Below are 11914 nucleotides of genomic sequence, written 5' to 3'. Positions count from 1 at the left end.
CACGCATTGCCCTTCGTCATAGTTTGACTGGCTTTGAGTTTGCTTGTGGCATTCCAGGGAGCGTCGGCGGTGCTGTCTTTATGAATGCAGGTGCCTATGGTGGCGAGATTGCCCATATCTTACAGTCTTGTAAGGTCTTGACTAAGGACGGAGAAATTGAGACCCTGTCTGTCAAGGATTTGGCTTTTGGTTACCGCCATTCAGCTATTCAAGAGTCTGGTTCTGTTGTCTTGTCAGCTAAATTTGCCCTTGCTCCAGGAAGCCATCAGGTTATCAAGCAAGAAATGGATCGCTTGACGCATCTACGTGAACTCAAACAACCTCTAGAATACCCTTCTTGTGGTTCGGTCTTTAAGCGTCCAGTCGGGCATTTTGCAGGTCAATTAATTTCAGAAGCTGGCTTGAAAGGCTATCGTATTGGTGGCGTAGAAGTGTCTGAAAAGCACGCAGGTTTTATGATCAATGTTGCAGATGGAACGGCTAAAGACTACGAAGACTTGATTGAGTCTGTTATCGAAAAAGTCAAGGAACACTCTGGCGTTACTCTTGAGAGAGAAGTCCGTATTTTAGGTGAAAGCAAGTAAGAAGCTGTATTTGAAAAGCTGCTGCTATGTCATGGAAAGGGGGTGAAAGCCTATCGTTAGTGCAGAAGAATGTAGGCAGTTCAATCTCCTACACGAGGTAGTAGCGGCCTGACAGAGCCCTAATCTGTTAATCTATGAAAAAGAAGGAATAAATGACAATTGAAAAAACCAATTATTGAATTCAAAAACGTCTCAAAAGTTTTTGAAGACAGCAACACCAAGGTTCTCAAAGACATCAACTTTGAGTTGGAAGAAGGGAAATTCTACACTCTTTTAGGCGCATCTGGTTCAGGGAAATCAACCATCCTAAACATCATTGCAGGTTTGCTGGATGCGACTACAGGAGATATTTTGCTGGACGGTGTTCGTATCAACGACATTCCAACCAACAAGCGTGACGTTCATACGGTCTTCCAATCCTATGCCTTGTTTCCACATATGAATGTGTTTGAAAATGTTGCTTTTCCGCTCCGCTTGCGTAAAATTGACAAGAAAGAAATCGAGCAACGCGTAGCGGAAGTTCTCAAGATGGTTCAGTTGGAAGGTTACGAAAAACGTTCCATCCGTAAACTCTCTGGAGGACAACGTCAGCGTGTGGCTATTGCCCGTGCTATCATCAACCAACCCCGTGTGGTCTTGTTGGACGAGCCTTTATCAGCGCTGGACTTGAAATTAAGAACAGACATGCAGTATGAGCTGCGTGAACTGCAACAACGATTGGGCATTACCTTTGTCTTTGTCACTCACGATCAGGAAGAAGCCCTGGCCATGAGTGACTGGATTTTTGTTATGAATGATGGCGAGATTGTCCAGTCTGGAACACCTGTGGATATCTACGATGAGCCGATTAACCATTTTGTTGCCACCTTTATCGGTGAGTCAAATATCTTGCCAGGAACCATGATTGAGGACTACTTGGTTGAGTTTAACGGCAAACGCTTCGAAGCAGTCGATGGGGGGATGAAGCCAAATGAGCCTGTTGAAGTCGTTATTCGTCCAGAGGACTTGCGTATTACCCTGCCTGAAGAAGGCAAGCTCCAAGTTAAGGTTGATACCCAGCTCTTCCGTGGGGTTCACTATGAGATTATCGCTTACGATGAACTTGGAAATGAATGGATGATTCACTCGACTCGTAAGGCCATCGTTGGTGAGGAAATCGGTCTGGACTTTGAGCCAGAAGACATCCATATCATGCGTCTCAACGAAACCGAAGAAGAGTTCGATGCTCGTATCGAAGAATACGTGGAAATTGAAGAGCAAGAAGCAGGTCTGATCAATGCAATCGAGGAGGAAAGAGATGAAGAAAACAAGCTCTAAACTCTTTGTAGTGCCCTACATGCTTTGGATTGCCCTCTTTGTACTCGCACCCTTGGTCTTGATTTTCGGACAATCCTTTTTCAATATCGAAGGCCAATTTAGTTTAGAAAACTATAAATCTTACTTTGCGTCACAAAACTTGACCTACCTAAAAATGAGTTTCAACTCTGTACTCTATGCAGGAATTGTGACCTTTGTGACCCTGCTTATCAGCTATCCAACAGCCCTCTTTTTGACCCGTCTCAAGCACCGTCAACTCTGGCTCATGCTGATTATTCTGCCTACTTGGGTCAACCTTCTTCTTAAAGCCTATGCTTTTATCGGGATTTTTGGTCAAAATGGCTCTATTAACCAATTCTTGGAATTTATCGGAATTGGTTCACAACAGTTGCTCTTTACCGATTTCTCCTTTATCTTTGTTGCAAGCTACATCGAGCTTCCCTTTATGATTTTGCCGATTTTCAATGTCTTGGATGATATGGACAACAATCTCATCAATGCCAGCTATGACCTAGGTGCGACCAAGTGGGAAACCTTCCGACATGTCATTTTCCCTCTGTCTATGAACGGCGTGCGAAGTGGGGTCCAATCTGTCTTTATCCCAAGTTTGAGTCTCTTCATGCTGACCCGTTTGATTGGTGGGAACCGCGTTATCACCTTGGGGACGGCTATTGAACAGAATTTTCTAACCAATGACAACTACGGTATGGGTTCAACCATTGGTGTAATTCTCATCCTGACCATGTTCATCACCATGTGGGTGACCAAGGAAAGGAGAGAACGATGAAAAAATTTGCCAACCTTTATCTGGGACTGGTCTTTCTTGTCCTCTACCTGCCGATTTTTTACTTAATTGGCTATGCCTTTAATGCAGGTAACGACATGAATAGCTTTACAGGCTTTAGCTTGAGCCATTTTAAAACCATGTTTGGCGATAGTCGTCTTATGTTGATTGTGACTCAGACCTTTTTCTTGGCCTTCCTATCAGCCTTGATAGCGACCATTATTGGGACTTTCGGTGCTATTTACATTTATCAGTCTCGTAAGAAATACCAAGAAGCCTTTCTTTCACTCAATAATATCCTCATGGTTGCGCCTGATGTTATGATTGGTGCCAGCTTCTTGATTCTCTTTACCCAACTCAAGTTTTCACTTGGCTTTTTGGCGGTTCTATCTAGTCACGTGGCCTTCTCCATTCCTATCGTGGTCTTGATGGTCTTGCCACGTCTTAAGGAAATGAATGGCGATATGATTCATGCGGCCTATGACCTTGGTGCCAGTCAATTTCAGATGTTCAAGGAAATCATGCTTCCTTACCTAACTCCGTCTATCATTGCAGGTTATTTCATGGCCTTCACCTATTCTCTAGATGACTTTGCTGTGACCTTCTTTGTAACGGGAAATGGCTTTTCAACCCTGTCAGTCGAGATTTACTCTCGTGCTCGTAAGGGGATTTCGCTAGAAATCAATGCCCTGTCTGCCCTTGTCTTTCTCTTTAGTATTATCTTAGTTGTTGGATATTACTTTATCTCACGTGAGAAGGAGGAGCAAGCATGAAAAAACTCTATTCATTTTTAGCAGGAATTGCAGCCATCATCCTGGTCTTGTGGGGAATTGCGACGCATTTAGATAGTAAAATCAATAGCCGAGATAGTCAAAAACTGGTCATTTACAACTGGGGAGACTATATCGATCCAGAACTCTTGGAGCAATTTACAGAAGAAACAGGAATCCAAGTCCAGTACGAGACCTTTGACTCCAACGAAGCCATGTATACCAAGATTAAGCAGGGTGGAACGACCTACGATATTGCCATTCCTAGTGAATACATGATTAACAAGATGAAGGACGAAGACCTCTTGGTACCGCTTGACTATTCAAAACTTGAAGGTCTTGAAAATATCGGACCAGAGTTCCTCAACCAGTCCTTTGACCCAGGCAATAAATTCTCCATCCCTTATTTCTGGGGAACACTGGGAATTGTCTACAATGAAACCATGGTGGAAGAAGCGCCTGAACATTGGGATGACCTCTGGAAACCAGAATACAAGGATTCAATCATGCTCTTTGATGGGGCGCGTGAAGTGCTTGGGTTAGGTCTTAACTCACTAGGCTATAGCCTCAACTCTAAAGATCCACAACAACTGTCACAAACGGTCGATAAACTTTATGAGCTAACTCCTAATATCAAGGCTATTGTAGCCGATGAGATGAAGGGTTACATGATTCAGAATAACGCTGCCATCGGTGTGACTTTCTCAGGGGAAGCTAGCCAGATGTTGGAAAAGAATCCTAACCTCAAATTCGTCGTACCTACAGAAGCAAGTAACCTCTGGTTTGACAATATGGTCATTCCTAAGACAGTTAAGAATCAGGATGCAGCTTATGCCTTCATCAACTTCATGTTAAAACCTGAAAATGCTCTCAAGAATGCAGAGTATGTCGGCTATTCAACACCAAATACAGCTGCTAAGGAAATGCTCCCAGAGGAGACAAAAGAAGACAAGTCCTTCTATCCAGATGCAGATACTATGAAACACCTAGAAGTTTATGAAAAATTTGACCATAAATGGACAGGAATCTATAGTGACCTCTTCCTACAATTTAAGATGTATCGGAAGTAGGAGTAAATAAACTAAAAACGAATCAGTCAAGCTGGTTCGTTTTTTATAAAAAATAGAAATCATGGTATAATAGTTTTAGGTTGAGAGTTATTAGAATTGTTTATAGCATCTCTGAAAATTTAATTCTAAAGGAGTTCAAAATGAACCGGACCACGCAAATGCATATATATATATATATATATATAACCTAATAAAAAAATGCAAAGAATATAGATTGAGACCTACTGTAAATCCAGTAGGCTTTTTGCGTTTCTTGGAGGTATCTAATGGCTAAAAAGTTATTAAATATCACTGAGATTGAGGATAGAACTAAGGTTTTAGTAGAGAATCTTAATCAATCGACATTTATTGTTGATTTTGTTTCATTGTTTGATATTACTAAAACGACCATAACAAGAGCAAGTAAAACTGCTTCCAATGATTTTATAATAAAAAACAAATTGTATTTTCGTAAAGTTGAAAGCCAACCTTTGCTTGCGTTAACTGAGATTGATAAAGAGACGTCGGGACAGGCTCGTAAACCTCGATTTATTATTACAACAGATTTTCAAGAATTATATGCAAAGGATACACAGACAGAGTCAACTTTAGCAATTACTTTTGATGATTTACCAGCCTATTGCGATTTTTTCTTGCCTTGGAATGGTATTGAAAAGATTGATTATGAGAAGGAAAATCCTGCCGATGTAAAAGCGGCAGAACGTTTTACTAAACTTTATGATGAGCTAATTTCTATCAATCCTGAACTAGCCATTACTGAAACTGATGGTAAATCATTTAATCTATTTTTGATTCGTGTTCTTTTTCTATTATTTGCAGAAGATACAAATATTATCTCCAAGGGAGCTTTCACAAATGTTATTAAGATGAGGACATCCGAAGATGGTTATGACTTGAATGAGTGTATTAGAAAGCTATTTACTGTTTTAGATATGCCTGACTTTAGTCGTCAGGATTTAGAGTCGTGGTTATCAGATTTTCCCTATGTAAATGGTAAGCTTTTTTCGGAGCCACATCATGACCTTATTTTCAATAAAAGGACTCGTCAACTACTCATTGAAGCAGGGGAATTGCTAAACTGGAATGAAATCAATCCAGATATTTTGGGCTCAATGATTCAAACGGTGGCAAATGCAGAAGCAAGATCAACATCGGGTATGCACTATACTAGCGTGCCCAATATTATGAAGGTTATCAAACCACTGTTTTTAGATAATTTACGAGCAGCATTGACGGAATTAGAAGAACGAGCTGACTACTATATAGGAGGTGGTGACTTTGGCGAGGACCATCGTCGCAAAGAATTGCGACAACTCTTACCCAAGCTAGATGATTTGCTTACTCGTATAGCATCTATCAAATTTTTAGACCCTGCCTGTGGTTCTGGAAATTTCCTCATCATTACTTATAAAGAACTTCGTCGTTTAGAGATTAATATCTTAGTCAAACAGCGAGAAATTCGTGAAGCCTTAAATGAAAAAGCTGTTTATCAAGGAGAATTGATTGCTGATGCCTCTAAGATTTCTCTATCCCAGTTTTCAGGAATTGAATTGGATGATTTCGCTCATGAAGTAGCAAGACTATCCTTGTATATAGCGGAACACCAGATGAATGTGGAGATGGAAGAAGCACTTGCTGATGTCCATCCAAGACTACTCCCCTTAAGAGAAGCTGGAAATATTGTTTGTGGGAATGCCTTAAGAATTGACTGGGGAACTGTTTTGAATGCTAAGGCAGATGACGAAGTTTATATATTTGGGAATCCGCCGTATATAGGCTCTAAAAAAATGACTTTGGAACAAAAGAAGGAACTAGAAAGTGTAATTTGTTCAGAAATTTCTTCTAAAAAATTAGATTATATTTCGGGATGGTTTTATAAGGCAACTCACCTTATTTATGGTAAAAATGCTCAATATGCTTTTGTAACAACAAATTCAATAAATCAAGGTGAACAAGTTTCAATTTTGTGGAATATCCTTCTACGATATGGTCAAATTTCCTTTGCGTATCAGTCTTTTAAATGGAACAATAGTGCGGCCCATAATGCAGGGGTTACAGTTACTATCATTGGATTTTCAAATAAAAATGATAAGAAAAGAATTATATATAGTGATAAGGGAGAAAGTTATGGAAAGAATATAAATCCCTATCTAGCTTTTGCAGATGATATTATTGTATCTAATCACAATGATTCAGAGAAGTTAAATAATTTTCCAAAAATAGTCTTTGGGAATATGCCAAGAAGTAAATATCTAATACTGACAAATGATGATAAAAATAAATTAGTTCAAAGATATCCTGAAACTGAAGTGTATTTTAAAAAGTATATTGGAGCAGATGAGTATATCAATGGAAATTTTAGATATACTATTTGGATTGATCAAGATGAATATACTAAATTAGATAAAATACAGGAATTCCATCAATTATTTGAAAATGTAAGGCAAGAACGCCTGAATTCTAAGGCTGCTGGAACAAGAGAAACTGCGTCTACGCCATGGAAATTTGTACAACGGGGTGAATGGGACGAAATGTTTTCTAAGGGGAAAATAGAAGGGAAGTTTCAACTGTTAGTTCCTGCTGTTACTTCAGAAGATAGAGATTATATACCAATGGGATTTGTGGGAGACGATACAATTATTTCAAATCGTTGCTATATTGTGTATGATACTCCAGTTTGGTTACTTGGATGTCTTGTTTCTAAAATGCATATAAAATGGTTTCAAGCGATCGGTGGAAAATTAGAAACTCGATATAGTTATTCAGCTGGGCTGGTCTATAATACCTTCCCAATTCCAGAACTTTCAGAAGCTCGGAAAAATATGCTTGAGGAAGCTGTTTTTGAAATGCTGGATGTTCGAGAAGAAGAAGGTGGAACAATGGCTGAGTTGTACGGTGGTGCCAATAAACCAATGAATGACCGTCTTCGTCAAGCACATGAAAAAATCGATGGTATCGTAGAACGTGCCTACCAGCAAAAGCCTTTTGAATCAGATGAAGAACGACTCAGTGTCTTATTGAATCTGTACAAAGAAATGACAGAAAAGGAAGCGAAATGACCTCAAATATATTTGAAATCAATTACAATGGTACAGGTGCTAGTCAATCTAATAATGCACTTGGTATGCGTGAAATGCAGGCGCGCGTATATGCTAAGAGAACTTCTCAACACTTATTGATTAAGGCGCCTCCTGCCTCTGGTAAGTCGAGAGCTCTGATGTTTATTGCTCTTGATAAACTACATGCTCAGGGGCTGAAAAAAGCTATTATAGCTGTTCCAGAAAGATCTATCGGGAAATCGTTTCGTTCAACTAAATTGACAGAATATGGTTTTTACTGGGATTGGGAAGTTCTTCCCAAAAATAATTTGACTGAACAAGGGACCAGCAAAAGTAAGGTAAAACAGTTTGTAGACTTTATGCATTCAGAGTCACCTAACGATAGAGTTTTAATCTGTACGCATGCCACCTTGCGTTTTGCCTTTGAACAGTTAGCCGATACTGATTTTAATAACGTTCTTTTAGCTATCGATGAATTTCATCATGTATCTCAAGATGATAATTCAGTTTTAGGAAATGCCTTAAGAAACATATTAGCCAATTCAACAGCTCATGTAGTGGCTATGACAGGGTCTTATTTCCGTGGAGATTCTGTACCCATTTTGGCACCTGAAGATGAGCAAAAATTCGACAAGGTATCCTATACTTATTATGAACAGTTGGAGGGGTACAAATATCTGAAAAGCTTTGCCATGGGTTATAACTTTTATCGTGGTCGTTACACGGATGCTTTGCACGAAGTACTGGACACAAGCAAGAAAACCATTATTCATATCCCAAATGTAAACTCGGGTGAGTCAACCAAGGATAAGTATGATGAAGTTGACCGAATTTTAGACGAACTGGGGCAAGCCGTTCCAGACCCTAAGACTGGATTATGGTTGGTTACTGAGGAAACAGGTCGTGTATTGAAGGTTGCCGACCTTGTCACAGAAGAAGGGCGTGAAAAAGTGCAGGGTTACCTAAATAAGATGACCAGTTTAGATGATCTCGATATCATTATCGCACTTGGTATGGCTAAAGAAGGTTTTGACTGGCCTTATGCTGAGTATGCTTTAACGATTGGCTATCGTCAGTCGCTAACAGAAATTGTTCAGATTATAGGTCGAGTAACACGCGATAGTTCCAATAAGTTACACGCTCAATTTACCAATCTCATTTCCCAACCAGATGCTCAAGATGATGAAGTTTTCTTTGCTGTAAATAATGTTATGAAGGCTATTACAGCAAGTCTATTGATGGAGTCTGTTTTAGCGCCAAATTTCAAGTTCAAACGCAAAGACCGGGATGACCAGAAATCTTCTGGTGCCGAACTGTTTGTAAAAGGATTAAAAGAGCCGAGCACCCAAAGAACAAAAGATATCATAGAAAATGACATGAACGACTTACGTGCTAGTATCTTGCAAGAACCGCGTATCCAAACTGCGATTGCTGCAGGAACAGATGCAGAAATCATTAATAAGCAGATGATTCCAGCAATTATTAAACAAATCTATCCTGACTTAAATGGTGCTGAAGTTGAAGAAGTTCGCCAACAGTTTATTAGTCAATCGGTCGTTCAATCAGCTGAACGGAAAGAGGGAGTAGGACAAACAGATTTCCTAAAAATGGCAGATAAATTTGTGAATATTGATGACTTATCTATTGATTTGATTGATCAGATCAATCCTTTCCAGAGAGCTTACGAAGTTATATCACGTGAAATTGATGCTCCGACTTTGCGTCTAATACAAGATTATATGGATGGTCAGAAGATGGAGTTTTCTGAAGAAGAACTTTTGATTCTTTATCCTCAAATTAAGCAATTTTTGAAAGAAAATGGTCGTCATCCAGATAAATCAAGTAAGGATAAGTACGAACAGAGATTGGCTTATGCTTTGTTACAATTATCTCAGATGAAGCTGAAGATGGAGAGCGGTAATGACTGATTTCAAAAACTTAAATGACATTTTTAATGATTCTGATTTTGAACATTTAATAACTCCTTTAAAACCTAAGAAAAAAATAGTTACAGATCATGAAGTAGAGAAATTTTTAGAAATTATAGATTGGGTGAGAGAAAATAATGGGCAAGAGCCACAAAAGTCTAGAAATATTAAAGAACGCAGTTTATTTTCTCGATTGAATGGTATTAGAAAATCTCCTAATAGCATCCGAAAGTTAGAACCTTATGATGAATTTGGGCTACTAAAAATAGATATAGTTGAGTCCGAGACCCCTATTTCAAGTCCTGCTAGTTTAACAGATATTTTATCAGATAAATTGTTTGAGTCAGTAAATGGTGCTGAAAAATCTTTATTTGATGTCTCACGTTATAAACGAACGATTCAAGCGCGTGATAAAACACGAACACGTAAACGGATGGGAAATTTTGAAGATTATCAGGGATTATTTACTCGTGTTCATGATGAAATTAGTGAAGGTCGTCGTCAAGTCAGAAAGTCTGATGTGATAAAAGAAAAAGAAATTAAACCTGGTATGTTCTATGTGGATAATGGAGTAATGGTTTATGTTGTTTCTAAAGGAGAAGACTTCACTGATAAGAATGGTTATACTAATGCTGAACTTCATCTCGTATATGAAAATGGTACAGAAAATAAGAAGGCCTTACTCCGCTCTTTTGTATCTAATCTGCACGATAGAACGCGCCATGGACGAATGGTAACAGAATTGATAGAAGATGTGATGACTGGTATCAGTCCAAGCCAACGAATTACAACTGGATATATCTATGTAGTGAAATCTTTGAGTAGCAATCCTCAAATTGCCAACATCAGTAATCTCTATAAAATCGGTTTTACACAGGATCAAATTGAAAAACGGTTAGCAAATTCAGAAAGAGAAGGAACCTATCTTTTTGCTCCTGTCCGTTTAGTAGCTAGTTTTGAGGTTCAAAATTTCAGCGCTCGAAAATTAGAAACTACTCTTCATCATTATTTTGCAGACAAGCAGTTAGATATGGAATTAATAGCACCAAATGGAGATAGCTTTGTCCCTAAAGAGTGGTTTCTAGTATCGCTAGATGAGATCCAAGAAGTGATTGAAAAAATTGGCTTAATGATTTAGTTGGATAAGGGGGTAAAATTCCCTCTTGGGATTTAAGGAAACACAAAATAGAAAGAAAAGGAATATACAAACATGGAAAACAATAATACAAACTATAAAATCTTTAAATTCTTGGGGATTGCTGTGGTGCTATTTTATGCTTTTATCTTTATTGGTAGCAGTTTTTCTACTGCTGGGGTAAAAGATGCACCAAAAATTGAGTATACTAGCGACTACTTAAACCAGAAAATGGATTTAAGAGACTCCGAGGTATTGGGCAAGTTTTGGAATGATGAAGGGCACTATCTCGTAGTATATGACGAAGACACAAAATCCCCAAAATTGTTCAAGATAAGCTACTCTGAGTGGAATCTTATCAGTGTAGGGGGGACATACTAAACAGCGCTGGAGGGTTTTATATAGCCTTCTAGGGCTATGCTAGATAGAAAGATTTTAGAAATAAATTAAATATTACTACTTACATTTCGAAACTAGTAGTTAAATTTTTAAAAGGTCTTCCCTCCTACCTCACTACTATTAGTTAAGATGATTTCCAGTTGACGCAAGCTTAAAAAAACGTTATAATAAGAAAGTTGAGAATTGATTTTCACTTGTCTTAGTCCAGAGAAATGGCGGTGCTGCGAGCCATCTAAGCTAGAAAGTCATGCTACTCAATCATACAATTGCATAAGAATAAGAGAATGACAAGTTCATTGAATGAAGGTGGTACCGCGGTTTTTCGCCCTTCGTGATATGAGCTTGTCTTTTGATTTTTTGGAGGTGTTGATGAAAACATTTCTTGTCAAACAAAAGTTTCGTCTTGGAGGAGAACGCTTCGCTATCAAGGATGACAGGGGAGAAATCGCCTATCAGGTGGAGGGGTCATTTTTTAAGATTCCCAAAACTTTTACCATCTATGATACTAATGGTGAACAAGTCAGTCAGATCAGTAAAGAAATCTTGACCTTGCTTCCTCGTTTTGAGATTCAGCTTCGGGATGGCTCGAGTTTTGTCATTCGCAAGAAGTTGACCTTCTGGCGAGATAAGTATGAGTTTGATAATCTAGGTCTTCATATCAGGGGCAATATCTGGGATTTGAATTTCAAATTGCTGGATGATCGCGATCAGCTGATTGCGGAAATTAAGAAAGAACTCTTCCATCTGACCTCTACCTATACCGTAACGGTTTTGGAGGACGCTTATGCAGACCTAGTCATTTCCCTCTGTGTCGCCATTGACTATGTGGAAATGCTAGAAAGCCAATCACATTAAACAAGTAAATAAG

General features: G+C 38.8%; 10 protein-coding genes. All 10 read left to right on the top strand.

Annotated elements, in window-relative coordinates; translation table 11 throughout:
* Positions 1 to 584, top strand: a 584-nt coding sequence (gene murB, locus SMIDD28_RS05845; RefSeq protein ID WP_081103228.1) for a UDP-N-acetylmuramate dehydrogenase, incomplete at its 5' end; no start/stop codon positions are given.
* Positions 585 to 743: 159 nt separating this feature from the next.
* On the top strand, positions 744 to 1901 hold the full coding sequence (locus tag SMIDD28_RS05840; protein WP_000742900.1) for an ABC transporter ATP-binding protein: 1158 nt from the start codon (positions 744 to 746) through the stop codon (positions 1899 to 1901).
* Positions 1882 to 2688 carry an ABC transporter permease gene (locus SMIDD28_RS05835; RefSeq protein ID WP_000753803.1) on the top strand — a complete coding sequence of 269 codons (807 nt, stop codon included), beginning with the start codon at positions 1882 to 1884 and terminating at the stop codon, positions 2686 to 2688. The genes SMIDD28_RS05840 and SMIDD28_RS05835 overlap by 20 nt, the downstream gene beginning before the upstream one ends.
* Positions 2685 to 3458, top strand: a complete 774-nt coding sequence (locus tag SMIDD28_RS05830) for an ABC transporter permease (protein WP_061425234.1) — start codon at positions 2685 to 2687, stop codon at positions 3456 to 3458. Before SMIDD28_RS05835 ends, SMIDD28_RS05830 begins: the two co-directional genes overlap by 4 nt.
* Positions 3455 to 4525, top strand: a complete 1071-nt coding sequence (locus tag SMIDD28_RS05825) for an ABC transporter substrate-binding protein (protein ID WP_061425233.1) — start codon at positions 3455 to 3457, stop codon at positions 4523 to 4525. Before SMIDD28_RS05830 ends, SMIDD28_RS05825 begins: the two co-directional genes overlap by 4 nt.
* Before the next feature lie 266 nt (positions 4526 to 4791).
* Complete coding sequence (locus tag SMIDD28_RS05820; RefSeq protein ID WP_061425232.1) at positions 4792 to 7584, top strand: class I SAM-dependent DNA methyltransferase; 2793 nt, start codon at positions 4792 to 4794, stop codon at positions 7582 to 7584.
* Positions 7581 to 9512 carry a DEAD/DEAH box helicase gene (locus tag SMIDD28_RS05815; protein WP_061425231.1) on the top strand — a complete coding sequence of 644 codons (1932 nt, stop codon included), beginning with the start codon at positions 7581 to 7583 and terminating at the stop codon, positions 9510 to 9512. The genes SMIDD28_RS05820 and SMIDD28_RS05815 overlap by 4 nt, the downstream gene beginning before the upstream one ends.
* Complete coding sequence (locus SMIDD28_RS05810) at positions 9505 to 10650, top strand: GIY-YIG nuclease family protein (RefSeq protein ID WP_061425230.1); 1146 nt, start codon at positions 9505 to 9507, stop codon at positions 10648 to 10650. The genes SMIDD28_RS05815 and SMIDD28_RS05810 overlap by 8 nt, the downstream gene beginning before the upstream one ends.
* 72 nt (positions 10651 to 10722) lie before the next feature.
* Positions 10723 to 11028: a hypothetical protein gene (locus tag SMIDD28_RS05805; protein ID WP_000429945.1), complete on the top strand. Its 306-nt coding sequence runs from the start codon at positions 10723 to 10725 to the stop codon at positions 11026 to 11028.
* Between the two features lie 387 nt (positions 11029 to 11415).
* The gene (locus SMIDD28_RS05800) at positions 11416 to 11901 is read left to right on the top strand and encodes an LURP-one-related/scramblase family protein (protein WP_061425289.1); all 486 of its coding nucleotides are present in this window, start codon (positions 11416 to 11418) and stop codon (positions 11899 to 11901) included.
* Positions 11902 to 11914: the final 13 nt, after the last annotated feature.

Source organism: Streptococcus mitis, from assembly GCF_001579045.1.
Lineage (GTDB): Bacteria > Bacillota > Bacilli > Lactobacillales > Streptococcaceae > Streptococcus > Streptococcus mitis_D.
The sequence above is the reverse complement of the archived record's forward strand: the minus strand, read 5'-3'. Positions and strand labels throughout refer to the sequence as shown.

Excerpts from the sequence above, each read along its gene's own strand:
- SMIDD28_RS05815 (WP_061425231.1), top strand. The coding sequence starts at position 7,581 with ATGACCTCAAATATATTTGAAATCAATTACAATGGTACAGGTGCTAGT.
- SMIDD28_RS05825 (WP_061425233.1), top strand. The coding sequence starts at position 3,455 with ATGAAAAAACTCTATTCATTTTTAGCAGGAATTGCAGCCATCATCCTG.
- SMIDD28_RS05800 (WP_061425289.1), top strand. The coding sequence starts at position 11,416 with ATGAAAACATTTCTTGTCAAACAAAAGTTTCGTCTTGGAGGAGAACGC.
- SMIDD28_RS05835 (WP_000753803.1), top strand. The coding sequence starts at position 1,882 with ATGAAGAAAACAAGCTCTAAACTCTTTGTAGTGCCCTACATGCTTTGG.
- SMIDD28_RS05810 (WP_061425230.1), top strand. The coding sequence starts at position 9,505 with ATGACTGATTTCAAAAACTTAAATGACATTTTTAATGATTCTGATTTT.
- SMIDD28_RS05830 (WP_061425234.1), top strand. The coding sequence starts at position 2,685 with ATGAAAAAATTTGCCAACCTTTATCTGGGACTGGTCTTTCTTGTCCTC.
- SMIDD28_RS05805 (WP_000429945.1), top strand. The coding sequence starts at position 10,723 with ATGGAAAACAATAATACAAACTATAAAATCTTTAAATTCTTGGGGATT.
- SMIDD28_RS05820 (WP_061425232.1), top strand. The coding sequence starts at position 4,792 with ATGGCTAAAAAGTTATTAAATATCACTGAGATTGAGGATAGAACTAAG.